Genomic DNA, 25,211 nt, shown 5'->3' with positions numbered 1-25,211 from the left:
GCATAATTTCTAAACATCACCAAGGAGTACCATATCTGAAGATGAAAACTAAAATAATATCAATAATACTTTTGATACTCATCGTCCCACCTATTCTTTTTTGTGTACTTAATTCTAGTTACGAGTTATACGTTAATCATCAAGAAAATATTGCATACAGTAAAATGCAACAAGCTGTAGGCAAACATGATGATCTAGAAACGCCTTATAAATATTCAATCAGTGCCCTAAAATCAAACGGAAAATGGACAGTTTATATTAAAGAAGAACCGTTTGGCAAAGAAAAAAGTTATCGCGAAGATTGATTTAATTGCAACCTAATTTGCATCTAGTTTAGGAAAATATTAAAATTAAACTCAACTGAATATTTCATTTAGTGGTTGGGTTTTTATCAGAATAAAAGCTTTCAAGATTTGCTTCTTTGGGTCAAGAGGCACCTTGAAGGCTTTTTGCTTTTTTATAGAAAGGGAATACATGCATTTTTTAGGGGAATTAATCTTAATCCTATTAACTACAGTCTTATTAGGTCAGCTCTTTGCTCGCTTTAATATGCCTGCAGTTATCGGACAATTATTGTCAGGAATCTTACTTGGACCAGCTATCCTAAATTGGGTAACGCCAAACGATATTGTCAGTCTATTCTCAGAATTCGGGGTTATCCTGTTAATGTTCTTAGCAGGCCTGGAAAGTGACCTCGATTTACTAAAGAAATACTTCAAATTAAGTTTCACCGTCGCTAGTGTCGGGGTTATCTTACCAGTTGTCTTCATGGGAATTGCCAGCTACTTCTTCGGTATGAAGCCACTTGAGGCACTCTTTATCGGAATTGTCTTTGCGGCAACCAGTGTTTCAATTTCGGTTGTAGTATTGCAAGAAGCACGACAACTTCATACCCGTGCCGGTACAGCAATTTTAGGTGCGGCTGTAGTTGATGATATCTTAGCCGTAGTTGTTTTAAGTTTGTTCACTACTTTCAGTCACGAAGGCGGTAAGAGCGGTTTAACTAACAACTTCTTTATCAATATTTTGATTGAAATTGTCTACTTTGTAGTTGTTTGGGTCATCTTTAAGTTCGTTGCCCCATACTTTATGAAGGCTTCCGAAAAAATCGATGTTGACTACTCTGTAGTTATCGGTTCGCTTGTCTTAGCTTTAACTATGGCTTGGGCTGCCGACTTTGTTGGATTATCTGCCGTTGTAGGTGCATTCTTTGGTGGCTTGGCTATTAGACAGACGCCACAATATAAAGAAGTTCACTCTTCAGTTTCCGCAATCGGTTATGCGATCTTTATTCCGGTATTCTTTGCCGACATCGGTCTTTCAATGACCTTTGAGAGCTTCTTCAAGGATATTTGGTTCATTATCGTAATGACAATCTTAGCCCTCTTATCTAAATTCTGGGCTGGTAAATACTCAAGTGAAGTCTTCGGCTTTACTAAGAATGAGGGTAACATTGTAGGTGCCGGTATGATTTCTCGTGGTGAAGTTGCCTTAATCGTGGCACAGATCGGGATTACCCATCACCTCTTCCCTGAAGATATTTACTCAAGCTTGATTTTGGTAATCATCGTTACAACGGTACTTTCACCATTTATTTTGAATTATTTCATTAAGAAACAAAAAGATAGTAAAGAATTTATGTAAAAGAAAATCCTCGACAAAAACGTCGGGGATTTTTTCATGTTCGCTTGTGAACGAATACTAGATTTTTTAATTATAAAACGTAGACACAATTTAGCCTACATAATATAATACTGTTAGGAGATGATAGAACATGTTACAAACACCAAATAATATTAAAGCAGTTACTGCTCGTGACTTACGTAATAACTTTAAAAAAATTGCTGATGACATTAATGACTATGATACTACAGTTATCGTTGCTCGTCCTAAAGACAAAAACGTCGTAATTATTTCACAAAAAGAATATGATTCATGGCAAGAGACCTCATATCTTCTAGGGACTAAGGAAAATCGTGATGCATTAGCGGAAGCTAAAGAATCGTTTGAAAATAAAGACACCCGAAACAAAATCTTAACTCCAGAAGAATTCGAGGCTCTAACTAAAGATGACGAAGCTTAACGTAAATTTTAACTATAATGCCTGGGATGAATATCTAGAGTGGAAGAAAGAAGATAAAAAAACTTCCAAGAAAATCGATAGCCTCATTAAAGATTGTCAACGCCATCCATTCACTGGAAAAGGAAAACCCGAACCTTTAAAGGCAAATTTAAGCGGTGCATGGTCTCGACAAATTAATCACAAAGATCGTATGGTTTATTCAGTTACGGCAACAGAACTTCAAATATGGCAACTAAAATATCACTATTCTAAATAGAAAATCCTCGACAAAAACGTCGGGGATTTTTTCATATTCTTAAACAAACTGTTCTAAATCGATTACTTGATCATATCTCTGTAACTCTTCTGGTTCATAATGGTGAATTACTTCCACAAAGGTCAAATTAGACTCTAACAAGTAATCATGAATCTGATCTGAGGTCTTTTTATCAAGGGATGCATTAATTTCATCAAGCAGCAACACTGGCCGCTTCATTAAAATGGCCCGAGCTAATTCAATTCTTGCCAGCTGCCCGCCTGATAATTGATCCGCATTATCCCCTAAAGAATAATCCCATCCCTTCTCTTTCACGATGGTGTCTAGTCCCAACTTGGTGCAGACTTCCATTACTATTTCCCGGGAAATATCTGCGTCTAGTGTCAAATTAAACCACAAGGTATCTGCAAAAATCACTGGACTTTGACTAGCGTATGAAAAGATATTAGCAAATTCTCCAGCCTTAGCTTGGCTATTATTCAAAATAATATCTTTAGCCTGACCGAATTCTCCTGTCATTAAATATTGCAAAAGCGTTGATTTCCCGGTACCCGATGGCCCAATAACTGCTACTTTTTGTTCAGCCTTAATCTTTAAATTAAGACGTCTAGCCAACTCCTGATCTTTTCTAATTAAAGTTAAATCATCCACTTCCAATTCACTAAAATCATTTTCAGAAACGTCTTCAGTTTTCTTGCCTTCGGCAATATACTTTTCAGCTTTAGCAACAATCTTTTTAGTAGTTGATAACTTATTGCGACCCTCTAAAATTGTCAAAATTGGATTAACAAAAGAATTCGACAACTGCACAATTGCAAATAATGCACCCAATGTAGTTTGTCCATTAACTACCATGTAAATCCCTACTAAGAATGGCACTGTAAAGGTAAACAAGTTAGCAATCAAGCTGACCCATGAAACTGTGTCCAAGTTCAGTAAATTCATCTTGCACAGTGCTGCTTCTAATTGGTTAACAAATACCCTACTCTTCTTAACAGCATTATCTTGCTTGCCATACAACTTGAATGTTGAACTACCAGCTAAAAAATTCTTGATATGACTAACATACTTATCATTGGCGTTGATCCAATTTTCGGAAGCAGTTTGAATTTTCTTTTGAAAAAGGCTGGATACAATCATCGGTAAGCATGAACCTATTAGAAAAAGCAAGGTTACTAACCAGTTAACCGACAATGCATAGCCTAATGCAAAAATAATCATGTACGCTTGCATCATAATTTCAATTTCTGCATCAAAGCGATTAGTTTCTAAGAGCTTAAAATCTGTAGTTAGATAACCTAAGCTAGTAGTATTTTCATCACTAGATTGTTTAAGCATCCCTTTTAAGATGCCAAGCCGTAAAGTAGTATTTGCTTCCTGAATCGCACCTGTTTTTAAGCGATTGAAAATAAGTGAAGCTAAAAAGGTAATCAATAAGCCGCTAACAGCAATTAGCAAAATTTGCGGTAAGTCATTAAAGCTTCTTTGCGTAGCAATATTAGTCAATGCCTGCACCATATAAGCCACGATAATCTGTTGCATACTGGCAATTAAGCCGAAGATAATCATGCTGATGAATTTAGAATGTGAAGAGTATTTGTAAATCATATTTCTATCCCCCGTAACTTACCGTTATGTCACCATTTGAATTATCAATACTTAATACTCTTCGCGCCTTGTCATTTTTGCTGTAAGAGTCGCCTTTATTTGAACCATTTATCTCAACGTGTCCATTCGACGTATCCAGATCATAACCGTCAGCTGTACTATGATCGACCATAATATTATCATTTGAAAGATCAATTTCACCTTGACTAACAGCAATGCCTTGAACCGTAACGCTACCGTTAGAATCATCGATTTCAATATTTTTTAACTTTTCATCTGGCAGTTCAATCGTAATTTGCGGTACTACAGAATGTTTTTTGAATAAGTCAAAGAGATTTCCATTAACTACCTTAATGCCATCTTTATCTTCAACAATTAATTGCTTATTCTTGACTTCAACTTTTGGAAGCAACTTATGTCTTCCCTCAAAAAGAACACGGTAATGATTGCCCTGTTTGACTTTAATATTTGCATTACTGGTATCAACTTTTACTTGATTAAATTTGCGGTTGGTTAAAACTTTTTGTACTACTTGTTCTGAACTAGCTTTATTCATATCCTGCACCTTTAAAATTCCTAAGATAACTAACATAATTACAATAGCCAAAATTAACATTTTCATTCCTCTTTTCATTTCTATCCCTCGCTACTTGAATTGTTCTTAGTATCGCAGGATAATGAATGAAAATGTAAGGAATTTGCAGATCTGCAAATCGAGGTATGACATGTTTAAATATGGTTCAGTTTATAAAGATTTACGCAAAGGACAAGAAATCACGCAAACTGAGGCGTGCCAGGGAATTTGTTCAAATTCTAAACTTTCTCGCTGGGAAAACAACCAGGTAGAAGTAGAATTCAGTACGGCAATTGCGTTACTTAAGCGCATTAACATTACGCTAGATGAATTCACCGAACGTGCAAATATCGAAGCGAAATTTGAACTGCCTGATGAAATAATTGCGGCAATCAAGGATGAAGACGTTCCCGTATTACGTAAATACGTGCAGGCTCATTTAGCTAAATATCACGCTAGCAAAAACATCCTTGAATTAAAGAATATTATGCTAGTCTGTAACCAACTGCTTTTAATTGAGGGGAAGAATTACTTGACCACTGCTGATATTCACAGAATTGGTTCTTACTTACTGCACACAACAGTTTGGTCAAAATATAATATTATCTTGTTTGCCAATTCACCTTTCTTGTTGAATTCCGAAATTGGTTTCAAGATCGCTATGCGAATCGTTCATAACTTTGACCAAATGAATGATTTGAGGGATATTATGGGCGGTCTCTCGGACACTGTTATTGCTTTTATCTTTAAAAAGAAACTAGACTATGCACAACAGCTATTAGATGAATTGCGTAAGGTTGAACTTCCGCCTCATTTCATGTTCTTTGATCTCTCCTTAACCTTTTTACAACGGGTCATCGACTATTGTCATACTGGAGATGAACAGCCAGTTCTAGCAATATTCAATAATTTGATACAATTAAATTGCTCACAACATGCACAACAATTATTAGAAGTCTTCAAGGATGTTAAACAAATTTGGGAGGACGATGAATGAATTCTACAGAGAAAATACGCTTAGCTAAAAAGATTTCCGCAATCATTGCAATTATTGCCTGGGTCATAACTATTATTTTCATGGCAGTCAAAATTTACGGCTGGATGCAAGATCCACACCTACCTGCTATCCATGATCAATTTGTTGCTATTATTGGCTTTATTCCATTAGTTAGTGGTTTTCATCCTGGCATTTGGAGCTTTGATATTGCGGTCCTTGCCACTATTGTTTGGCTAATTTTGCGTTCTTTTTATGGGAAAGAAAATCGTTCCCACTAACGTGAGAACGATTTTTCGTGTTCGCTTGTGAACGTATATTTGGATTTAGTATAATTTTATCTGTAGAAAAGCTGAAGCGGTGGCTATCCTTGAAGGAGATGGTGCTTATGAGTGATTTTTGACTCATGCCAACATCCTAATAGAAAGGAGACGCCTCGTGTCTGTATCAGACGCGTTGCAACTAATGTTAGATTTTGGCTCATTATATACTTCTAAAAAATACTTTATGATTGAGGGATAGGATGAAGAAAATTAAAGAAAATCTATTAGGCAGTATCATCGGTGGTGTAATTCTATTAATCGGTCTTAAGTTTATCAATTTAATTCCCTGGTCATGGCTACAAACTGGCATTAAGATTGGATTATTCTACATTGTAATTGATATTGTTTGTCTGTTATGGAAGCTTTATAAGTTCAAGAAAATATCTAAATCTGAATTAATCAATGACAAAATTGAATAACTAAAAAGGCTCCAATTGGAGCCTTTTACTATGGAGTCAAACATTATTTCAATAATTTTACCAGATTCTTACTCGTTGCTCTGGATCTAGCCACATACCATCGTTTTCACTGACATTGAATGCTTCATAAAATTCATCCAAACATTGAGCCGCAACGTTAACTCTCATCTCTCCAGGAGCATGTGGATCAAGTTCTGCCAAGGTCTGTCTAACCTCAGGTCCCATCTTTCTACGCCAGATACGTGCCCAATTTTCAAACAATTCGGTCAAATTACCTTTTTCTTCGGCACATGCCTTAACGGCAGCAGTCAATCCACCGAGATCTGCGACATTTTCTCCCACGGTTTGATGACCATTGACTTTGGTTCTTCCAATCTGGATTCCATCAAATAGCTTTACTTCAGCTTGTGCTAATTCAGCAAATTTTTCGAAATCTTCTTTTGACCACCAATCACGTAAATTACCTTTTTCATCAAATTTAGAACCATTCGGATCAAAAGCATGACTAATTTCATGAGCAATTACAGCTCCGATACCACCATAGTTTTCACTACTGGTATTCTCAGAACTGTAAAATGGTGCTTGAAAAATAGCAGCAGGGAAAGTAATGTCATTATTAGTGGGTGCATAACCAGCGTTAATGATCATCGCAGGCATATCTTCACCCCAAAGTTGACGATCAAATTTTTGGTTCAATTTTACAATGTTAAATTCTTGCTTAGTTTGTCTAATCTTACGAATGCTATCGTACAAATTATTACCGAGAGCAATTTGATCGTAGACCTCTGGCAGCTTAGTAGGATATCCGATTTTAACTTTAATAATACTAAAACAAGTAATGAAGAAACTACCGTAACTGTAGATGCAAATTACAGTACTCCAATTATTACTTTTGATAATTCTGGTAAAGTAATTGAAGTTAGAACAGCGACTCCAGGAGAGAAGTTTACTGTTGATTATCTAGAAAAAGGCAGTCGTGCTGATAAAGTAGCTAGTTATATTGGACAATTTGGTGGAGATCAGGCAATTTATCGGATTAAGAGAACCAATAATTGGTTATATTCAATGGGAGTTACGCCGGCATCTAAGATAACCGCTCATAACTATGATTTAGAAAACTACTCACTTGTTAAATTCCCTAAAGCTGCCGACCTGTACAATGGTAATGGTGTATCATTGAATGCAAAAATGAAGAAGAACTATGAGTGGTGGAAAGTAGATAAGCTAGTTTACATTTGGATTCCAAGTGAAAATAAAATAGAAGAATTTTACCACCACTCACCGTTTACTAAAGGCTACGAAATAGACTATATACAATATGCATCATATGAAATAGGCGCCAATACAACTATTTACGATAAGGGAGCATACGTCAAAACAAGTGATGTTCAATTGGTTGAAAATAGTATTAAGTTAACCCCATCTAACACTCCAGAAGAAGCACAAGCCGCTGCAATGAAGAAGTAAATTTTACTAGCAATCAAAAATCCCGTTACGTTTGATGTAACGGGATTTTTATATACTCTAATTTTCACTCTATCAAATAAAGCCCAGAGCGTTATAACACATATGCACCAGCATCGAGTAACGTAAGTCCTTCGTCTGCATGTAGACCCAAGCTAGCACCATACCTAAGCCCCAATATACAAAGATAAACTTGCTAAGCATCGGATCATGCATATAAGCGAACAAGAAGCCACTAACAATGATGCCGAGCCACTTATTCGTAATCTTTTTCTTCGTGAAGAAAATATTGAAAAACATCCCTCTAAAGACGACTTCCTCACAAAACGGCGCAATAAAGACCACCATAATTTCAAACAAGCCCTTACTATGCAGCTCAATCTTATTCAATGCTTGTTGATTATTCGAAACGCCTCGGCCAACCAAGCTTAACATCACCATTGAGACAATAAGAATCAGAACAAAACCAATTATTGCAATGCCGATTCTTCGCATATCCCAGTGTGGCGCCTGATTAAAACCCCAATCATTGTGCTCCTTCAATTGCCGCTTATACAGATTGAAAATTACGAAGAGTACGATCACCGTTACCAGCGCGGTCACTAACGCACGCATATGATCTAATCTAATTCTTTGTGGGTAAAAATAAAATACTTGCAATTCGATATATAAAGCGAGCGACAAAATAGCTCCCGCAATATTTCCCAGGTAATGCCAAAATTTCGCCATTTTCTTATCAACACCTTGATTCTTTCATCTTTTAACTATTGTTTCCATTATAATAGAAATAACTCAAAATGACTAAGGAGGGGGCATCATGTTGAATGAAATCATCGCCTTTTTTGGGAGACGAGGCGAATTTTTCTACATCTCAGTTTTCATGCTAGTCATGTTCTTTGTCTTTTTAATCTCATGGCTAGTTGAACCACGTCGTTTAATTAATGGCGTGTTCTTTACCATTTTTCTTGCTTCAGTAGTAATTTGGATCACCGTTATGGTGCATAAAAGCACGAGTCACGGTTTGCAACGAGCCTATGATTTATTAGTCTTAGCGGCATTTTTCTTAATTACTGCTCTATTAATCTTCGCTTGGTTTTTTCTATTTTGGAACGCCTACTTTGTTTGGAAATATGAGAGTCATACGTTGCCTAACCTTTTAACATTAATTTTCGGATTCGTTGCTTTAATTCTGAGTTTGATATTTTTATTCGGCCCAGGACAATACTTACCGCGCTGGCTCAGCGTCTTACTTGCCTCAATTCCAGCTATCGCTATTTACCTAGGCTTAGTTTTATACAATTTCTTGGTCAATCTGCTCTTATATCAAATCTACCCACGCCGTTACAAGCAAGATTATTTAATAGTACTAGGTGCTGGATTAATTAACGGTGATCGCGTTTCTAAGCTCCTTGCAGCTCGCATCAACCGGGCTATCCAATACTCTAACCGCCAATATCAAAAAGGCAGGAAGCGCCCTATTATCATCATGTCAGGTGGTCAAGGACCTGATGAAAAGATACCCGAAGCCGTAGCAATGGCAAAATTTGCCCGAAAACGGGGTATTAAGACTAACCACTTGCTAATTGAAGATAAATCCAAAAACACCTACCAAAATATGCTTTTTTCTAAGAGATTAGCTACTAAAGACTTTGGCGGTAGTAATTTTAAAGTCAAATTTTTTAGTAACAACTACCATATTTTTAGAGCGGCGCTTTTAGCTAAAGAAGTGGGCCTAAAAGCCAATGGTGTCGGTGCTTTTACTCGTTTTTACTATCTGCCTAACGCTATCATTCGCGAATTTGCCGGAGTGTTTGTCATGCATAAACGCCGTCATTTCGTTATCATGGGAGTAATAGTTTTATTCTTTATCTTACAAGCTATCTTAGTTGCGACAGGTAATATTAAGTTTAGTGTGATCTAAAACTATTTAGAAGAGAGGGACTGAATGCTACAACTAAAACACATTTTTAAATCATACAAGGTTGGAGACAATATCACCCATGCCCTAGATGATGTAACGATCTCGTTTAGAGATCAGGAATTTGTCGCCATCTTAGGACCAAGTGGTTCTGGTAAGACGACAATGTTGAACGTGATTGGCGGACTTGACCGTTATGACAAAGGTGATTTGATCATTAACGGCAAATCAACCAAGAATTTTAAGGAAACCGATTGGGATGCCTACCGCAACAACAGCGTCGGCTTTATTTTTCAAAATTATAATTTAATTCCCCACCTATCAATCATTGCTAACGTTGAATTGGGGATGAATTTATCCGGTGTTGGTAAAAAGGAACGGCATGAAAAAGCCATTGCCGCATTGACTGAAGTTGGATTAAAAGAGCATATCAACAAGCGCCCTAACCAACTATCTGGTGGTCAGATGCAGCGTGTTGCCATTGCCCGTGCGATTGCCAATGATCCCGATATCTTGCTTTGTGACGAACCAACTGGTGCGCTTGATACGGAAACTTCTGTACAAATCATGGAATTGATCAAGAAGCTTTCTAAGGATCGTTTAATCATCATGGTTACGCACAACCCAGAATTAGCTGAAAAATACGCTACTCGAATCGTCAATTTCCAAGATGGCAAGATTCAACATGATTCCGAGCTCTTTAAGCCAGAGGATGAAAAAGATACTTTCAACCTAAAGCGGACCAAGATGTCTTACTGGAACGCAATTAAGCTTAGTTTTACCAACATTATGACCAAGAAAGGTCGAACTATTTTAACTGCTTTTGCCTCCAGTATCGGCATTATTTCTATTGCTGTCGTGCTTTCGATCTCTAACGGTTTTCAAAAGCAAATTAATACAACCATGAGTAAGGCTTTAGCCAAGTACCCGATTGCAATCTCGCAGACGGCTACTGATATGACTTCGATGAATAACCGCGAAGATTCAGATAAAAATATTAAAAATCGGGGCTATGTCACGGCGAAAAAGGATCCTAGTGAGGAAGCGCAGCATACTAACAAGATCACTGAAAAGTACGTTGACTACATTAAAAAGATCAATCCTAACTATGCCAACAATGTTTCCTATCAAAGAGCAGTTAATTTAAACCTGCTTTCTAAAGTCAATGGCAAGGTAGAGCGCGTTCAATTCTCAAATGCAGATCCTGATCAAAGTGCGTCGATGTCAGCAATGCGCTCACAGGCAATGAGTTCGATGGGAATTGGTTCCTCTGTTTTTCCTACCGCTTTAAATAAAAAGAAGGGCTCATTCTTGAAGCAAAATTATCAGTTGCTCTCTGGTCATTGGCCAAGCAAAACTACTGACCTCGTTTTAGTAACCGACAATAAAAATACCGTTAACATTAATTCTTTGAAGAACCTTGGCTTTGATGTCGACAACAAAGAACGTGTTAAATTTAGTAAGCTAATCGGTAAAGAATTCAGTATCGTTGATAATAATGACTACTACCAAGAATTACCTACGGGGATGTTTGTTCCTAAGAAAGCTAATTCAGCAATGTACAACGGCGGTACCAAGCTGAAGCTAACTGGGGTAATTAGACCTAAGAATGAAGATTCGATGGCTCTTTTATCAACGGGAATCGCATATAGCGACAAGCTTTCTCAAGATGTCATCAACGACAACAAGAATTCTGCCATCGTGAAGGCTCAAAAGAAGTCTAACCGCAGTGTTTTAACTGGACAAAGCATGAAGGCTAATGAAAAGAAGATGATCATGCAAACCTTAGGTGGTTCAAGCATCCCTACTGGCATCATGATCTACCCTAACAACTTTGATGACAAGGACAAGGTTCTTGATTACCTTGATAAGTGGAACAAGGGCAAAAAAAAGGCCGACAAGATCATCTACACCGATATGTCTAGTGCCGTAACGACTATGACCGGTGGTTTGCTTGGCGGTATTACGACTATCCTAGTTGCCTTTGCCGCAATTTCATTGATCACTTCAATGATCATGATTGGTATCTTAACCTACACTTCAGTTCTCGAAAGAACCAAGGAAATTGGTGTCTTGAAGGCTTTAGGTGCTCGCAAGAAAGATATCACTCGCGTCTTTGACGCCGAAACCTTCATCTTAGGTGTCTTCTCTGGTGTGCTCGGTGTCTTCATCGCTTACCTATTAACATTCCCAATCAACAGCGTGATTTATAAGATTACCGATTTAGCTAATGTTGCTCAGCTTGATCCAAAAGCTGCGTTGATTTTAATTATTATTTCAACCGTATTAACTTTAATTGGTGGTCACATCCCTGCTAGAATGGCAGCTAAAAAGGACGCGGCTATCGCGCTTAGAAGCGAATAAGAAAAACAGCGTTAGAATTACTAACGCTGTTTTTTACGCTCTTTTCAACACTAAATTAAGTGGTGTAACAATCACCGGCACTACTAATGCAGTGAAGATTGCTTCAATCACACCATTTGCACCTAGCGCTGTAATCAAAATCAGAATCAGCGGCGTGCTAGAATTATAGTTGCCTAAATAATGAAGCAGACTAGCTGGATCACGCATAAAGAAAATACTTGTCAGTAAAATTACCATGATCGTGTTGGTCAATGAAGTTACTGCTCCACTCAAAATGTAGCCTAACTTGGCATAATTGGTTTTGCCCATTGCTTTGGAAATTAAGCCTGGGAAAAAGCCTGCTAAAACACTAGGCACAACAGAAATTACTGGATTTTGGAACAGCATCAAGCTGACCATATCTCCAGGTTGCGTATATGCAACGATTAATCTGGTAATTCCCCAAAATAATCCAAATCCTAAACCTGCCTTAGGGCCCATCAAAGTACCATAAATCGCAATTGTCATCGGAATCGTGGTAATTGCAGGCAAGGCCGGAATGATTCGCACATAACCAATATTCGGTACGAAAGTTTGCATGATCAAAATAGCTGCAAAAACTGCAGTAATGGTCATGCGTCTCGTTTCTTCTCGTCTCATTTTTATCCCCAATTCATTAAAAAGATACTACTAATTAAACCATAGTCAGAATTTTTTCTCAGCAAAAAAGGCCTGTTTCACATGAAACAAGTCTTTTATTTTTTACTTAAATTACCGCTAAAGGAGTTTTCTCCGTTGGAATTGGAAAATCACTATTAATTAACCTTAACTCGTCATCAGTTAACTTTATTTCTTGAGCAGCAATATTTTCCTTCATGTGTTTAATACTGCTGCTTTTTGGAATGGCCAACACATTGCCATTGCGCAAAGTCCAAGCAAGCATAATTTGATGCGGTGTTACACCATGATCGCGAGCCACGATCTTCAAATTCTGCGTAATTCTAATCGTGTCTCCTGCTCCAGAATTAAACGGAGAATAACCAATAAAGCTGACGCCATGCTCTGTTTGCCAGTCTTGCAAATCAAACTCTGTGCCTCGTTCCTTAATATTATAGAGATCTTCGTTAGCAAAACATTCTGTTCCACCAGGCACACTAAATAATTCTTTCATATCAGACGTATCAAAGTTAGAAACGCCCCAGTGACGAATTAATCCTTCTTTTTGCAAAGCTTGCAAACCGCGAATCGTGTCTGATAAACGATGATTACCGCGCCAATGCAATAAATATAAATCTAAATAATCAGTACCTAATCTCTCTAAGCTAGCTTCCAGACTCTTTCTCTCTAGCTCAGGAGTCGCATGATAGGGATAGAATTTTGAAATTAAAAACAATTTATCACGATCGTAATCTTTAATTGCCTCGCCTATCAGCTCTTCACTTTTGCCATCACCATACATTTCTGCTGTATCGATAATGTTCAAGCCATTATCTAAACCATAGCGAATGGCCGCAATTTCATCTTTTTTATTTTTGGGATCTTCACCAATCCCCCAAGTACCTATACCTAAGCCTGTTAACTTTTCAAAATCCATCCGTATTCACTTCCTTTACTCAAATTTTAACATAGTTCTGTGATTTTCATTTTACCAATTGACAAAATGGTCTATTCCATTTTATAATGGACTAGACCAGTAAAGGAGGGTTTTAAAATGAAAATTATTGTTACTGAAAACAAAATTCAAGGTGGAGCAAAAGCATTCGAGATTTTTGAAAATGAAATCAAAAATGGTGCTAAAGTTTTAGGTTTAGCTACCGGTTCTACCCCTGAAACTCTTTATCAAAACTTTACTAACAGTGATCTTAACTGTTCAAACTTAATTAGCATTAACCTTGATGAATATGTTGGCTTAACACCTGATAATCCTCAAAGTTACCACTACTTCATGCGCAAGCACTTATTCGACAAAAAGCCTTTCAAGAAATCTTACGTTCCAGACGGCATGACTAAAGATGTTGCTGCTACTTGCAAAGAATACGATCAAATTATCAAAGATAATCCAATTGACGTGCAACTATTAGGTATCGGCCGTAACGGTCACATTGCCTTTAATGAACCTGGCACTCCATTTGACATTGGTACTCATGAAGTTAAGTTGACTGAAAATACAATCAAAGCTAACTCACGTTTCTTCGACAACGAAGATGAAGTACCTAAGAGTGCAATTTGTATGGGTAATGCCAACATTATGCAAGCCAAAAAAGTAGTATTAATGGCCTTCGGTGAAAAGAAAGCACAAGCAATCAAAGAAATGATTGAAGGACCAGTTACTGAACAAGTGCCTGCATCAATTTTACAAAAACATCCTGATGTAACTATCATCGTTGATAAGGCTGCAGCTCAAGAACTAGACGACAAATACAAGAACTAAATAACAATTTATCCCTAAAAATGAAAAGCTAGGCTTTCTACAATCGTAGAAGACCTAGCTATTTTTGTGAATTATACTTCACTAAATCGCATTTTTGCTCTAAATATTGAAGTATAATTCATTTTTTATAATTTCTCTGCTCTAATTGAATTATGTTTCATTCCTATCCGATTTTTCATTTCTACCCTTGACTTTTTCGTGTGAAACAGAATTAAAAAAGAGCTTGTGTGCCACAATATCTTGTATTAAACTTATTAATTGTCCAATATCTGGTATTTAAGAAAGAATGTGATTCAAGTTATTGTTTTAAGCGGGCCAATTGGAGCCGGGAAATCCAGTTTAACCAGTATTTTAGCAGAGCACTTAGGTACACAAGCATTTTACGAAGGCGTTGATAATAACCCTGTTTTGCCGCTTTATTATAAGGATATGAAGCGTTACACTTTTTTACTTAACACTTATTTGCTTAACCACCGTTTAGCTCAAATCAATCAAGCTATTCAAGATAAGAACAGCGTATCCGATCGTTCTATCTATGAAGATGCGCTTTTCTTCAAGATGAACGCTGACAGCAAGGTCGCAGATCCTACAGAATTTAAGATCTATGATGACTTGCTTGAAAACATGATGGAAGATACGCCAGGCAACCCAAGCAAGAAGCCTGATTTGCTTATCTACATCCATGTTTCACTTGATACCATGCTTAAGCGCATTAAAAAGCGTGGTCGTTCATTTGAACAAATCAGCACAGATCCAGGCTTGAAGGATTACTACGCTAGATTGCTCAGATACTATGAGCCTTGGTATGAACAATATGATGCTTCTCCTAAGATGGCTATTAATGGTGACAAACTTGATTTTGTTTCTAGCATGGATGCCCAAAGAGAAGTATTGAAGGAAATTGATGAGAAGTTGCACGAAATCGGTAACTTATAAGACTGAATAAAAAGAAGGAACGTGATGACAGTTATTGTTTTAAGCGGGCCAATTGGAGCCGGGAAATCCAGTTTAACAGGTATTTTATCCAAATATTTAGGTACTAAGCCATTTTATGAAAGTGTTGACGACAATCCAGTTCTGCCACTCTTTTATGCTGATCCTAAGAAATATGCTTTCTTATTGCAGGTATACTTCTTAAACACGCGTTTTCACAGCATTAAAGATGCTCTTACTGAAGATAATAATGTACTCGATCGTTCTATCTACGAAGATGCGCTCTTCTTCCAAATGAACGCTGACATTGGTCGTGCAACCTCAGAAGAAGTGGATACTTACTATGAACTTCTGCACAATATGATGAACGAGCTTGAAAGAATGCCTAAGAAGAATCCAGATTTGCTTGTTCATATTAATGTTTCATATGACACCATGATTAAACGGATTAAAAAGCGGGGTCGTCCATATGAACAATTGAGTTATGACTCAACTCTAGAAGACTACTATAAGCGTCTGCTTCGCTATTACAAGCCTTGGTATGAGAATTACGATTACTCACCAAAGATGGAAATCGATGGTGATAAACTAGATTTCATGGCTAATCCAGCCGACAGGCAAGTAGTCTTGAATCAAATCACAGACAAATTAAAAGAAATGGGAAAGCTTCCTGAAGATTGGAAAAAGCCAACAGATATCCAAATCGAAGCATAATTTCCCAGGAAATAATAAACCGCATAGAAATTCTATGCGGTTTTTCTTTATTCAAATTCTGCCAACGCTTCAGCAATTCCATCATGATTATTATCGAGCGTCACATGATCTAAGCCAATCTTCTCTTTTAATTCTGCGGGTGCATTACCCATTAAAATTGGATGACCTACTTCTTCCAGCATTTCTTCATCATTATAGTTATCACCTAAAGCAATGCAATCTTTTAGTGGTACCTTGTATTCTTTCGCTAAAATTGCTACTGCACTTGCCTTGCTTACACCTTTTAGTACGACTTCTAGTAGTGTTCTTGAGGATCTGACAAAGCTCAAATCTGGGAATTTTTTAATCAATTCTTTTTGCATACGATCAAGTTCTTCTGGTTTGCCCATGATCAAAGCTTTGTGTACGCCCTGCAATTGCTCAATTTGATCAACAGTAACCGGAGTGGCCTTAACATCGACAATTTTCTCTTCATGTTCAACCAGCAGACTCTTTTCTTTAGCGCAATACCACACATAGCCGCTATAGATATTCCAAGCCGAGCCATTATTTTGCTTTTCAACATAATGGCAAATTTCTGCTGCTTCTTTTGCATTAAAAAAGCGCGTAATTAATGCTCTGCCTGTTTCATCTAGTGCTAATGCGCCATTATAGGCAATCATCGGAAAGACTGTCAGGATCTGTCCTACCGCTGTCATAATTCCCTTAGGCAGGCGAGCTGAAGCTGGTATAAAGATATTGCCAGCAATAATCTGATGCCTAATTGCATCACGCGTTTTAGGCGTTACCTTCAATTCATCGTTAATTAATGTGCCATCGATATCTGAAAAAATAAGTTTTGCGGACATTTTTTCACCCTTAATCTCTTTAATCTATGTAATTAAGAATAATGCTAAAAAACTGATAATGAAAGTAATTTGGTGCTTAAAGTCTATCTCTGTACAGCAAATTATAATGAATCAGTATGATCTCTTGACAATAATTCGTGTTTACAAATTTAATTATGAATGCTAAAGTATAATAGTTGCTTTCAGAAAGAAAAAACACGAACAATTCTTTGGAGAGAGTTTTATGAATTTTATTAGGAAATATTTTCAACTAGATAAATACAATACCAGCATTAAAGTCGAATTTATTGCTGGTTTGACTACTTTCATTAGTATGTCATACATTTTGTTTGTTAACCCTAGCGTTTTAGGTGCCAGTGGCATGAACACAGGTGCTGTCTTTACTGCTACTGCTTTAGCCAGTGCGCTTGGTACTGCAATCATGGGTATTGTTGCTAACTACCCAATTGGTGAAGCTCCTGCTCTTGGTATTAACGCATTCTTCGCTTACACCGTTTGTGTGGGGATGCATGTTTCATGGCAAACTGCTTTAGCCAGCGTTTTCGTTGCATCAATCATCTTTATTTTGATCACTCTGTTCAAATTACGTGAGAAGATCATTGATTCAATTCCAGCTGACTTAAAGTTTGCTATCTCATCAGGTATCGGTTTGTTCATTGCCTTCTTAGGTTTACAAAACGGTAAGTTAATCGTCGCAAATAAATCAACTTTGGTTGGCTTAGGCTCACTTCACGATCCACTTGTTTGGATCACCATCTTTGGTTTGCTTGTAACTGTTATCTTGATGATTTTGGGCGTTCCAGGTGCGATCTTCATCGGTATGGTTTTGGCCGCTATTTTCGGTATTTGTACTGGTCAAATTGCATTGCCACACAAGGTGATCTCAACTGCTCCAAGTTTGGCTCCAACTTTTGGTCAAGCTATCTTCCACGTTAAGGATATTAATTCCGTTCAAATGTGGGTTGTTGTCTTAACCTTTTTACTTGTTACTTTCTTCGATACTGCTGGTACTTTGATCGGTTTGGCTCAACAAGCCGGCTTTATGAAGAACAACAAGATGCCACGTGTTGGTAAAGCTTTAGCTGCTGACTCAAGTGCGATGGCTGTTGGTTCAATTCTTGGTACTTCACCAGTTGGTGCGTTCGTTGAATCAAGTGCCGGTATTGCCGTTGGTGGTAGAACTGGTTTGACTGCCGTCTTTGTAGCAATCTTCTTCTTGATCTCAATGATCTTCAGTCCACTTTTGGGCGTGTTCACTAGTCAAGTTACTGCACCAGCTTTGATTATCGTTGGTGTCTTGATGGCACAAAATACTGCTCATATTCACTGGAACAAGTTAGAAATTGCGGTTCCTGCATTCCTTATTATTTTAGGTATGCCACTTACCTACTCAATTTCTGATGGTTTGTCATGGGGGATGATTTCTTACCCAATCTGCATGCTTGCAGCTAAACGTGGTAAAGAAATCAGCCCGATGATGTGGGTACTGTTCTTCGTATTCATTATCTTCTTGTGGGTACTGAACTTTTAGATGAAAAACAATAGATAAAGAAAGGACTAAGTTCGAAATTTGAATTTAGTCCTTTTTGCTTACGTTTTTTACTTTTCCAATAAAAAATCAATAATATTTTGATGAATAATCCCATTACGACTCATATCAAATTTATCCATCGAAAGTACATATTTAGGATAATTATCTGCAATACCGTCATACGCACCAAATTCTCGATCTATCGTCGTCTGACTACCCAACATATAAGTCACCTGATAGTAGCGTTTATCACTACCTTTTTGAGCTACAAAATCAATCTCTTTTTTGTCATTTAGTCCAACCGAAACGTGATATCCACGACGTAAAAGCTCAATAAAGACAATATTTTCAAGAATTTGATCAATATTTTGCTGATTATTGCCAACAATAGTTTGTCGTAAGCCATGATCGGTAATGTAGTATTTATCATTAACTCTAAGATTCTCTTTGCCACGTAGATCGGTTCTAGGAACACGCGTAAATAAATATGCATCACAAGTGTATGAAATATAGTCAATAATCGTATCCGCAGAACTACCTCTGTGCTCGCTCTTAAGGAATTTAGCTATACCTGTAGCTGAAATAGGATGCCCTATTTCACTGCTTAAATAGCTGATTATTCTTCTAAGTAGATCTACATTTCTAATTGCATGACGATCAACAATATCCTTTAGAACTACAGAACTATAAATATCCTGCAGGTACGTATCACATGCTTGCTGATCAGAATAGATCAGTGACAAGAAAGGCATTCCACCTATTTCTAGATAAGTAGCAAAATCACGATCTAAGTTTTGCCGATCAGAATTAATTGCTTCCAAAAACTCACTGAATGAAAAAGGATAAACCTTAATTTCAACATATCGACCAGCAATTTCAGTTGCTAATTCTCCTGATAACAGTTGAGAATTCGATCTAGTAATATAAATATCGCAATTATAAGTTACACGTAAAGAATTAATTGTTTTTTCCCAGGATTTAGCTCTTTGAATTTCATCAAGGAAAAGATAAGCTTTGCCATCAATCTGGTTAATTCGTTTAACTAATTCTTGATTAAGTGTTTGATAATTGAGCAGGGATTCATATTGTAAGTCTTCAAAGTTAATGTAAATGAAATTAGCTCTATCTTTTCCACGATCCACTAATTCATCTGAATTTGCTGCAACAAAACTGATTTTCCACTACGGCGAATGCCTGTAATTACTTTAATAATATCTTTATCAATAAATGGACTAATTCGATTTAAATATGTAGTTCGTTTAATCATGCGTTCACCTCATTTATATCGATTATAATCGATAAGATTATAAAAAAAGAGCCTTTTATCGAGTATATTCGATAAAAGGCTCTTATATTTCCCAGGAAAATTATCGGGCAATCTCTAAACAATATGCCTTGTGATGACAATGCGGACATTCTAATTTCCTAAATTTAGGCGTATGCGCTGAAAAGATAAATGTTCTCAAAGATGGTACAAACTTTGTACCACAGTTTGGGCAAACATATTTTACCTGGTTATAGTAGTACTTAGTCAAAAGGGCAGTCGATCCAAATACTAAAACCAGCATAATTACAATACTGGTAATCATCGCTATTAGTGAATCAATTTGCTTAAACTGATAGGTGCTAAAGATTCCGATTGCTTCGATTAGTAAAATTCCTACGCTGAATAGCCACATCCGCCTTCTTAAATTAGTTAATCTAATTTCTTTTTTCATAATTTGGGCAATGTCGACGAGATTATTTGAATCAATTTTCTGTGTAGCAATTGTCTTGTTTAGCCGCCGCAACTGCTTTTGTTGCTGTTCTAAAGAATCAATTTTGCTTTCATTTTCCATAATCTGCTTCTGGAATAATAACTGCAGTGAATCAGAACCACTCTGGTCACTAAGCAATTTCTTAATCTGCTTAATAGAAAAATCTAGTTGTCTCAAATAATTAATCAGTTCTAATTTTTGAATTTGCTCTTCGCCATAGTAGCGATAGCTGTTTTCACCAATAAACTCTGGCTTAACCAAATTTTTCTGATCATAAAAGCGAATCGCACGTGGCGTCATTTTTAGTTTTTTTGCTACCTCGCCAATGAAATATTTTTGCGACATTGCTTTCACCTCCTGATTTAAATATACGGGTTTACGTAGGGTTAAGGTCAATAATTATCTTAAATGAATTCGCATTCATTGAAAAAACTGAACAAATAGCTTGAATTTTATTGAAATTATTAACTATTTAAGTATAATTAAAATTGATTATTCGGTATCTACTATTTTTTATTCGCAATATCTTTAGTTTATAGAATAAAATCAGATATTTTGCGAACTTTTCTGGAGGAATTACATGAATTCTATCAGCAAATTTTTTCATTTAGATGAGAATCACACCTCATTTAAAACAGAATTGCTAGCTGGGTTGACTACTTTTGTAAGTATGTCCTACATTCTTTTCGTTAACCCTAATGTTTTAGGTGCCAGCGGTATGGATAAAGGAGCGCTGTTCACCGTGACTGCCTTATCGGCCGCTTTCACTTGTATCGTAATGGGTTTAGTTGCTAACTACCCCATTGCATCCGCACCAACATTGGGACTGAACGCATTTTTTACCTACACAGTATGTTTAGGGATGCACGTTAAATGGCAAACTGCTTTAGCTGCCGTTTTTGTTGCTTCGATCCTCTTCATTTTGCTTACTATTTTTAAAGTCCGTGAAATGATTATTGATGCCATTCCTGCTGATATCAAATATGCAATTTCAGCTGGTATCGGTTTGTTCATTGCTTTCATTGGTCTTCAAGGTGGTAAGCTTATTCAAAACAGTGACTCAACTTTAGTTACTATTGGTGGTCTTAACAATCCAACCGTTTGGATCACTATCTTTGGTTTGATCGTTACCATTTTCCTAATGATTGCACGCGTACCTGGTGCAATCTTCATCGGAATGATTGCTGCGGCTGTCTTCGGCGTAGTTATTGGTCAAGTTCCAATGCCTAAGGGCGTGATTTCATCTGTCCCAAGCATCGCACCAACTTTTGGTCAAGCAGTTTTCCACATCAGCGATATTAATACCGTTCAAATGTGGGTTGTTGTCTTCACCTTCCTTTTAGTAACTTTCTTTGACACGACCGGTACTTTAATCGGTTTGGTTCAACAAGCCGGCTTAATGAAAGACAACAAGATGCCTCGTGCCGGTGAGGCTTTAGCCGCTGACTCTTCAGGGATGCTTGTTGGTTCAGTACTTGGTACCTCACCTGTCGGCGCCTTCGTTGAATCAAGTTCTGGTATCGCAGTTGGTGGTAGAACTGGTTTAACCGCAGTTTGGGTTGGTATTTTCTTCCTAATTTCTACTATCTTCAGCCCAATCTTGAGCGTCTTTACTACTCAAGTAACTGCACCTGCCTTAATCATCGTCGGAGTTTTAATGGCTGAAAACTTGGCTCACGTACACTGGACTAATCTCGAAATTGCCATTCCTTGTTTCCTCATTGCAATCGGAATGCCTCTTACTTACTCAATTTCAGACGGTTTAGGCTGGGGCCTTATCGTTTACCCAGTTTCAATGATCGCAGCTAAGCGTTTCAAGGAAATTACACCAATGATGTGGATTCTGTTCGTGGTGTTCATTATCTACTACGTGGTTTTAAACGTAAAATAATTTCATTAATAAAATACCTTCATCTAAGCAAGCAGTTAATAGCTGCTTGTTTTTTTGGATTTCACTGTAAAGATTTATACGCTTGATTAAAAATAATTTAAAAAACTATTGACAATTAATTAATGCTTCAGTATTATAACTTATAACATAAATAATATTTTAGCTTTGATAAGGAAAGTAACTTAAGATAAGATTTTCAGAGAGTCTTCGCTTGGTGAAAGAAGATAATTAAGTCTTACGCGAAAATCACCTTTGAGCCGAGAGTGCGATAATTAGCATTCTCAGGGTCCGCCCTATACAGCGGCGACGTATCGCTAATCACAAATAGATTGGCCGCACGTGCAGAAGGTTAAATGTTGAAAAACTTTTAACAAAAATAGGTGGTACCGCGTTTTAAACGCCCTATTAGATCAAATTGGTCTGGTAGGGCGTTTTTTTATTATCAAAGTTAAGTTATTAATTTTTAAGGAGAATTGGCAATGGATCAAACAAGATTAGTAACTTTAGATAATGGTTATCACCTATTTACACGAAAAGTCAATGAAGGACCTATTAAACTGCTTTGCTTACATGGTGGCCCTGGCGGAACACATGAAACTTTTGATAATTTTAAAGATGGCTTAAAAGGGCAAGGCGTTGAAGTTTATTCATATGATCAATTAGGATCTTACTATTCTGATCAACCTGATTTTACTAAAAAAGAAAATAAATCATTACTTTCTATCCCTCGATATGTCGATGAAGTCGAAGAAGTAAGACAAAAGTTAGGCTTAGATAATTTTTACTTGTTGGGACATTCATGGGGTGGACTTCTTGCTCAAGAATATGCTTACAAATATGGCAAACACCTAAAGGGCTTAGTTCTAATGTCAATGATTGATAACTTAGATGAATATACAGAAAATATTAATCATGAACGTGAAGAAACTTTTTTACCTGAACAAGTTGATTACATGAAAGAATGTGAAAAAGCTGAGAACTTTACTGACCCTATGTATCAGCAATTAGTTGCTCATCTTTATTCCCTCTTTTTAACAAGACATCCCACAGGTACAGCTCATCCTGTAAATACTCACAATAATGTGATTTACAACTATTTCCAAGGAAATAATGAATTTGTTATGGTGGGTGAGCTTACCAAATGGGATTTCAGAGAGAAACTAGCAAGTTTGAAGATGCCAACTTTATTAACCTTTGGAGAATTCGATACTATGCCACTTTCAGCTGCTCGCAGAATGCATCAAACACTAAGTAATTCACGCTTAACTTTAACTCCGGATGGCGGACATTGTCATAATACTGATAATCCAAAAGCATTTTTCACGTCTTTAACTAAGTTTTTACACGATGTTGAGAACAACACATTCAAGGGAGAATAAACTATGAAATTAAACAAATTACTATTATCCGCTTCCGTCGTCTTAGCTTCTTTAGCTACCGCTGCTTGTGGAAATAACAACGCTTCTGCTAATAAAAAAGATCAAACTTTACATTTAATGCAAACAGGAGAAATCTTATCTTTAGATACTTCTAATCAAGCTAATATTAGTCAATGGAATGTCCTAGAAAATTCTATGGAAGGACTTTATCGTGCCGATAAAGAAGGTAATCCTTCTCCAGCAATGGCTACAAAATTAGTTAAGCCAACAGATCACGGTAAAAGATATACCTTCACCTTAAGAAAAAATGCTAAATGGTCCAATGGAGATCCTGTAACTGCGGAAGATTTTGTTAATTCATGGCGTAGATCTGTCAGTCCTAGCTCTCAATCAGGTTATTCTTATATCTTCACTGGTGTAAAGAATGCCACCAAAGTCACTGCAGGTAAGTTGCCAGCAAAAGATCTAGGGGTCAAAGCTTTAAACAATCGCACTCTTCAAGTTGACCTAGAATATCCAATGCCATACTTTACTAGAATGATGGTTCTGCCAGCATTCTTCCCACAAAGCAAAGCTGCTTTAACTAAATTTGGCAAAAGCTATGGTTCTGCTTCTAATAAGATGTACTACAATGGACCATTCAAGGTTGATGGTTGGACAGGTAGCAATTTGTCATGGGACTTGGACCAAAATAAATATTATTACGATAAAAAAGATATCCATTTAAAGAAAATGAAAATGCAAGTTGTAAAAGATGCAAACACCGCACATCAACTTTTCCAACAAGGAAATCTTGATGACGCAACTATTACAGGAACCACGGCTCAAGGCTTGCAAAAAGATAAAAATTTAATGCATCTTAAACGTGCCGGAGTCTACTATTTACAACTAAATCAACGTCAAGGACGTGTATTTTCAAATTCTAAATTACGTGAGGCTCTATCTTTAGTATTAGACAAAAAACACTTAGCTGAAAAAGTACTTGCCGATGGTTCAGAACCTGCATATACATTTGTTGCACCAACTTTAGCTAAAGATCCAACCACTGGCAAAGATTTTGCAACTGAAATGAAGCCAAGTGAAAATTATAATGTCAAAAAAGCACAAAAATTATGGCAAGAAGGCTTAAAAGAAGAAGGAAAGAAATCTGTCACTTTAACTTACTATACAGATGATCAAACTATCAATAAGAATATTGCCCAATTTGTTCAATCACAAGTTGAATCCAAATTAAAAGGTGCAGATGTTGAAGTACACGCTGTTCCTGCTAAAAATAGCCAAGATAATGTAAGTAAAGGCAACTTTGACATGCACTTTAGTTTATGGCTTGCTGATTATGCTGACCCAATGAGTGATTTTGATATCCTTCAAACCAATAATGCTCAAAATTACGGTAAGTATAGTAGTAAGGCTTACGATAATTACATTAGTGCCGCTAAAAGCAAGAGCGCTGCAGATGTCAAACAATACTGGCAAAATATGAGAAATGCTCAAAGTCAGTTAACTAAAGATACTGCAGTAGCACCTTTGTACAACATGACCGAAAGTCACTTAGTAAGAAGCAACTTAAAGGGTGTATTATGGCACTCCGTTGGTGAAGTTGATTATACAAGAGCATATTTTAAGTAAATAATTTTTAAAACAAGCAGTTCCAGCTGCTTGCTTTTTCTACTCTAAGTCAAGTGTTATCAACGATTTTAAGCAATTTTATTTTGAAATACAGGCCTAATCGGGAAATGGCTCCC

27 protein-coding genes and 2 other annotated features are annotated in these 25,211 nt (G+C 36.9%); of the genes, 17 read left to right on the top strand and 10 right to left on the bottom strand.

The features are described from left to right. Positions 1–41 precede the first annotated feature (41 nt). The 4 genes from JEM49_RS03825 (at position 42) to JEM49_RS03810 (ending at position 2,339) form a co-directional block, all read left to right on the top strand. Entirely contained in the window at positions 42–305 is a 264-nt protein-coding gene (locus JEM49_RS03825; RefSeq protein WP_201873718.1) for a hypothetical protein, read from the top strand. Between the two features lie 73 nt (positions 306–378). Then, positions 379–435 (top strand) — a sequence feature (sodium ion sensor (DUF1646 type); this cis-regulatory element may regulate processes involved in with the transportation of sodium ions). Positions 436–474: 39 nt separating this feature from the next. Further along, positions 475–1,644, top strand: a complete 1,170-nt coding sequence (locus JEM49_RS03820) for a cation:proton antiporter (RefSeq protein WP_025005990.1) — start codon at positions 475–477, stop codon at positions 1,642–1,644. 130 nt (positions 1,645–1,774) lie between these two features. Next, positions 1,775–2,083, top strand: a complete 309-nt coding sequence (locus tag JEM49_RS03815) for a type II toxin-antitoxin system Phd/YefM family antitoxin (RefSeq protein WP_201873716.1) — start codon at positions 1,775–1,777, stop codon at positions 2,081–2,083. Further along, entirely contained in the window at positions 2,070–2,339 is a 270-nt protein-coding gene (locus tag JEM49_RS03810) for a Txe/YoeB family addiction module toxin (protein WP_087176272.1), read from the top strand. The genes JEM49_RS03815 and JEM49_RS03810 overlap by 14 nt, the downstream gene beginning before the upstream one ends. A gap of 39 nt (positions 2,340–2,378) precedes the next feature. Here JEM49_RS03810 and JEM49_RS03805 read toward each other — a convergent pair whose 3' ends face one another. Together JEM49_RS03805 and JEM49_RS03800 are read right to left on the bottom strand one after the other, a co-directional pair. Then, complete coding sequence (locus JEM49_RS03805) at positions 2,379–3,947, bottom strand: ATP-binding cassette domain-containing protein (protein WP_201873715.1); 1,569 nt, start codon at positions 3,945–3,947, stop codon at positions 2,379–2,381. Positions 3,948–3,951: 4 nt separating this feature from the next. Then, a complete protein-coding gene (locus JEM49_RS03800; protein ID WP_201873714.1) occupies positions 3,952–4,581 on the bottom strand; it encodes a DUF4097 family beta strand repeat-containing protein in 630 nt (209 codons plus the stop codon). A 91-nt stretch (positions 4,582–4,672) separates the two neighbouring features. On the opposite strand from JEM49_RS03800, the gene JEM49_RS03795 reads away from it, so the two are divergent. From JEM49_RS03795 to JEM49_RS03785, 3 genes are all read left to right on the top strand, one after another. Continuing rightward, the gene (locus tag JEM49_RS03795) at positions 4,673–5,518 is read left to right on the top strand and encodes an Rgg/GadR/MutR family transcriptional regulator (RefSeq protein WP_201873712.1); all 846 of its coding nucleotides are present in this window, start codon (positions 4,673–4,675) and stop codon (positions 5,516–5,518) included. Continuing rightward, the gene (locus JEM49_RS03790) at positions 5,515–5,796 is read left to right on the top strand and encodes a hypothetical protein (protein WP_087176276.1); all 282 of its coding nucleotides are present in this window, start codon (positions 5,515–5,517) and stop codon (positions 5,794–5,796) included. The genes JEM49_RS03795 and JEM49_RS03790 overlap by 4 nt, the downstream gene beginning before the upstream one ends. A gap of 242 nt (positions 5,797–6,038) precedes the next feature. Next, complete coding sequence (locus tag JEM49_RS03785) at positions 6,039–6,257, top strand: hypothetical protein (RefSeq protein ID WP_201873710.1); 219 nt, start codon at positions 6,039–6,041, stop codon at positions 6,255–6,257. A 57-nt stretch (positions 6,258–6,314) separates the two neighbouring features. Here the strand turns inward: JEM49_RS03785 and JEM49_RS03780 are convergent, their stop codons facing one another. Continuing rightward, positions 6,315–6,953 carry a M13-type metalloendopeptidase gene (locus tag JEM49_RS03780; RefSeq protein WP_242509761.1) on the bottom strand — a complete coding sequence of 213 codons (639 nt, stop codon included), beginning with the start codon at positions 6,951–6,953 and terminating at the stop codon, positions 6,315–6,317. Here JEM49_RS03780 and JEM49_RS03775 point away from each other — a divergent pair. Beyond that, positions 6,945–7,724, top strand: coding sequence for a hypothetical protein (locus JEM49_RS03775; protein WP_242509759.1), 780 nt, complete (start codon positions 6,945–6,947; stop codon positions 7,722–7,724). The two genes, JEM49_RS03780 and JEM49_RS03775, sit on opposite strands and share 9 nt — an antisense overlap. A 72-nt stretch (positions 7,725–7,796) precedes the next feature. On the opposite strand, the gene JEM49_RS03770 is transcribed toward JEM49_RS03775, so the two are convergent. Further along, positions 7,797–8,450 carry a CPBP family intramembrane glutamic endopeptidase gene (locus JEM49_RS03770; RefSeq protein WP_087236105.1) on the bottom strand — a complete coding sequence of 218 codons (654 nt, stop codon included), beginning with the start codon at positions 8,448–8,450 and terminating at the stop codon, positions 7,797–7,799. An 88-nt stretch (positions 8,451–8,538) separates the two neighbouring features. On the opposite strand from JEM49_RS03770, the gene JEM49_RS03765 reads away from it, so the two are divergent. Together JEM49_RS03765 and JEM49_RS03760 are read left to right on the top strand one after the other, a co-directional pair. Beyond that, positions 8,539–9,642 (top strand): YdcF family protein, encoded by a 1,104-nt coding sequence (locus tag JEM49_RS03765; protein ID WP_201873708.1) that lies wholly within the window; start codon positions 8,539–8,541, stop codon positions 9,640–9,642. 24 nt (positions 9,643–9,666) lie between these two features. Then, a complete protein-coding gene (locus tag JEM49_RS03760) occupies positions 9,667–12,003 on the top strand; it encodes an ABC transporter ATP-binding protein/permease (protein WP_201873703.1) in 2,337 nt (778 codons plus the stop codon). Positions 12,004–12,036: 33 nt separating this feature from the next. Here the strand turns inward: JEM49_RS03760 and JEM49_RS03755 are convergent, their stop codons facing one another. Continuing rightward, positions 12,037–12,642, bottom strand: coding sequence for an ECF transporter S component (locus JEM49_RS03755; RefSeq protein ID WP_201873700.1), 606 nt, complete (start codon positions 12,640–12,642; stop codon positions 12,037–12,039). Positions 12,643–12,748: 106 nt separating this feature from the next. Further along, on the bottom strand, positions 12,749–13,576 hold the full coding sequence (locus JEM49_RS03750) for an aldo/keto reductase (RefSeq protein WP_087176285.1): 828 nt from the start codon (positions 13,574–13,576) through the stop codon (positions 12,749–12,751). Between the two features lie 117 nt (positions 13,577–13,693). Here JEM49_RS03750 and nagB point away from each other — a divergent pair, with 117 nt between their 5' ends. The 3 genes from nagB to JEM49_RS03735 all read left to right on the top strand — a co-directional run bounded on the left by nagB (position 13,694) and on the right by JEM49_RS03735 (position 16,060). After that, positions 13,694–14,413: a glucosamine-6-phosphate deaminase gene (gene nagB / locus JEM49_RS03745; protein ID WP_025006214.1), complete on the top strand. Its 720-nt coding sequence runs from the start codon at positions 13,694–13,696 to the stop codon at positions 14,411–14,413. Positions 14,414–14,701: 288 nt separating this feature from the next. Next, positions 14,702–15,349: a deoxynucleoside kinase gene (locus JEM49_RS03740; RefSeq protein ID WP_098037121.1), complete on the top strand. Its 648-nt coding sequence runs from the start codon at positions 14,702–14,704 to the stop codon at positions 15,347–15,349. 24 nt (positions 15,350–15,373) lie between these two features. After that, positions 15,374–16,060: a deoxynucleoside kinase gene (locus JEM49_RS03735; RefSeq protein WP_087176287.1), complete on the top strand. Its 687-nt coding sequence runs from the start codon at positions 15,374–15,376 to the stop codon at positions 16,058–16,060. A 47-nt stretch (positions 16,061–16,107) separates the two neighbouring features. Here the strand turns inward: JEM49_RS03735 and JEM49_RS03730 are convergent, their stop codons facing one another. Further along, the gene (locus JEM49_RS03730; RefSeq protein WP_201873696.1) at positions 16,108–16,908 is read right to left on the bottom strand and encodes a Cof-type HAD-IIB family hydrolase; all 801 of its coding nucleotides are present in this window, start codon (positions 16,906–16,908) and stop codon (positions 16,108–16,110) included. Positions 16,909–17,131: 223 nt separating this feature from the next. Between JEM49_RS03730 and JEM49_RS03725 the strand changes: the two genes are divergently transcribed. Beyond that, positions 17,132–18,439, top strand: a complete 1,308-nt coding sequence (locus tag JEM49_RS03725; protein ID WP_201873695.1) for an NCS2 family permease — start codon at positions 17,132–17,134, stop codon at positions 18,437–18,439. Positions 18,440–18,507: 68 nt separating this feature from the next. Here the strand turns inward: JEM49_RS03725 and JEM49_RS03720 are convergent, their stop codons facing one another. The 3 genes from JEM49_RS03720 to JEM49_RS03715 all read right to left on the bottom strand — a co-directional run bounded on the left by JEM49_RS03720 (position 18,508) and on the right by JEM49_RS03715 (position 20,541). Next, complete coding sequence (locus tag JEM49_RS03720) at positions 18,508–19,581, bottom strand: ATP-binding protein (protein WP_342211668.1); 1,074 nt, start codon at positions 19,579–19,581, stop codon at positions 18,508–18,510. Further along, complete coding sequence (locus tag JEM49_RS10475) at positions 19,581–19,706, bottom strand: ATPase (protein ID WP_087176290.1); 126 nt, start codon at positions 19,704–19,706, stop codon at positions 19,581–19,583. The genes JEM49_RS03720 and JEM49_RS10475 overlap by 1 nt, the downstream gene beginning before the upstream one ends. Positions 19,707–19,806: 100 nt before the next feature. Then, on the bottom strand, positions 19,807–20,541 hold the full coding sequence (locus JEM49_RS03715) for a MerR family transcriptional regulator (protein ID WP_207187909.1): 735 nt from the start codon (positions 20,539–20,541) through the stop codon (positions 19,807–19,809). Between the two features lie 235 nt (positions 20,542–20,776). Between JEM49_RS03715 and JEM49_RS03710 the strand changes: the two genes are divergently transcribed. The 3 genes from JEM49_RS03710 (at position 20,777) to JEM49_RS03700 (ending at position 25,095) form a co-directional block, all read left to right on the top strand. Then, positions 20,777–22,087: an NCS2 family permease gene (locus JEM49_RS03710; RefSeq protein WP_087176291.1), complete on the top strand. Its 1,311-nt coding sequence runs from the start codon at positions 20,777–20,779 to the stop codon at positions 22,085–22,087. Between the two features lie 156 nt (positions 22,088–22,243). Then, positions 22,244–22,495, top strand: a binding site (T-box leader). A gap of 71 nt (positions 22,496–22,566) precedes the next feature. Then, positions 22,567–23,466: a proline iminopeptidase-family hydrolase gene (locus JEM49_RS03705; protein ID WP_087236101.1), complete on the top strand. Its 900-nt coding sequence runs from the start codon at positions 22,567–22,569 to the stop codon at positions 23,464–23,466. Between the two features lie 3 nt (positions 23,467–23,469). Next, complete coding sequence (locus JEM49_RS03700; RefSeq protein ID WP_087176293.1) at positions 23,470–25,095, top strand: peptide ABC transporter substrate-binding protein; 1,626 nt, start codon at positions 23,470–23,472, stop codon at positions 25,093–25,095. Positions 25,096–25,211: the final 116 nt, after the last annotated feature.

The organism is Lactobacillus sp. A27 (assembly GCF_016742815.1).
In the GTDB taxonomy this organism is placed as follows: Bacteria; Bacillota; Bacilli; order Lactobacillales; family Lactobacillaceae; genus Lactobacillus; species Lactobacillus gallinarum.
This window is presented reverse-complemented; position numbering and strand designations above follow the sequence as displayed.

Excerpts from the sequence above, each read along its gene's own strand:
- JEM49_RS03825 (WP_201873718.1), top strand. The coding sequence starts at position 42 with ATGAAAACTAAAATAATATCAATAATACTTTTGATACTCATCGTCCCA.
- JEM49_RS03820 (WP_025005990.1), top strand. The coding sequence starts at position 475 with ATGCATTTTTTAGGGGAATTAATCTTAATCCTATTAACTACAGTCTTA.
- JEM49_RS03815 (WP_201873716.1), top strand. The coding sequence starts at position 1,775 with ATGTTACAAACACCAAATAATATTAAAGCAGTTACTGCTCGTGACTTA.
- JEM49_RS03810 (WP_087176272.1), top strand. The coding sequence starts at position 2,070 with ATGACGAAGCTTAACGTAAATTTTAACTATAATGCCTGGGATGAATAT.
- JEM49_RS03805 (WP_201873715.1), bottom strand. The coding sequence starts at position 3,947 with ATGATTTACAAATACTCTTCACATTCTAAATTCATCAGCATGATTATC.
- JEM49_RS03800 (WP_201873714.1), bottom strand. The coding sequence starts at position 4,581 with ATGAAAAGAGGAATGAAAATGTTAATTTTGGCTATTGTAATTATGTTA.
- JEM49_RS03795 (WP_201873712.1), top strand. The coding sequence starts at position 4,673 with ATGTTTAAATATGGTTCAGTTTATAAAGATTTACGCAAAGGACAAGAA.
- JEM49_RS03790 (WP_087176276.1), top strand. The coding sequence starts at position 5,515 with ATGAATTCTACAGAGAAAATACGCTTAGCTAAAAAGATTTCCGCAATC.
- JEM49_RS03785 (WP_201873710.1), top strand. The coding sequence starts at position 6,039 with ATGAAGAAAATTAAAGAAAATCTATTAGGCAGTATCATCGGTGGTGTA.
- JEM49_RS03770 (WP_087236105.1), bottom strand. The coding sequence starts at position 8,450 with ATGGCGAAATTTTGGCATTACCTGGGAAATATTGCGGGAGCTATTTTG.
- JEM49_RS03765 (WP_201873708.1), top strand. The coding sequence starts at position 8,539 with ATGTTGAATGAAATCATCGCCTTTTTTGGGAGACGAGGCGAATTTTTC.
- JEM49_RS03760 (WP_201873703.1), top strand. The coding sequence starts at position 9,667 with ATGCTACAACTAAAACACATTTTTAAATCATACAAGGTTGGAGACAAT.
- JEM49_RS03755 (WP_201873700.1), bottom strand. The coding sequence starts at position 12,642 with ATGAGACGAGAAGAAACGAGACGCATGACCATTACTGCAGTTTTTGCA.
- JEM49_RS03750 (WP_087176285.1), bottom strand. The coding sequence starts at position 13,576 with ATGGATTTTGAAAAGTTAACAGGCTTAGGTATAGGTACTTGGGGGATT.
- nagB (WP_025006214.1), top strand. The coding sequence starts at position 13,694 with ATGAAAATTATTGTTACTGAAAACAAAATTCAAGGTGGAGCAAAAGCA.
- JEM49_RS03735 (WP_087176287.1), top strand. The coding sequence starts at position 15,374 with ATGACAGTTATTGTTTTAAGCGGGCCAATTGGAGCCGGGAAATCCAGT.
- JEM49_RS03730 (WP_201873696.1), bottom strand. The coding sequence starts at position 16,908 with ATGTCCGCAAAACTTATTTTTTCAGATATCGATGGCACATTAATTAAC.
- JEM49_RS03725 (WP_201873695.1), top strand. The coding sequence starts at position 17,132 with ATGAATTTTATTAGGAAATATTTTCAACTAGATAAATACAATACCAGC.
- JEM49_RS10475 (WP_087176290.1), bottom strand. The coding sequence starts at position 19,706 with ATGATTAAACGAACTACATATTTAAATCGAATTAGTCCATTTATTGAT.
- JEM49_RS03715 (WP_207187909.1), bottom strand. The coding sequence starts at position 20,541 with ATGTCGCAAAAATATTTCATTGGCGAGGTAGCAAAAAAACTAAAAATG.
- JEM49_RS03710 (WP_087176291.1), top strand. The coding sequence starts at position 20,777 with ATGAATTCTATCAGCAAATTTTTTCATTTAGATGAGAATCACACCTCA.
- JEM49_RS03705 (WP_087236101.1), top strand. The coding sequence starts at position 22,567 with ATGGATCAAACAAGATTAGTAACTTTAGATAATGGTTATCACCTATTT.
- JEM49_RS03700 (WP_087176293.1), top strand. The coding sequence starts at position 23,470 with ATGAAATTAAACAAATTACTATTATCCGCTTCCGTCGTCTTAGCTTCT.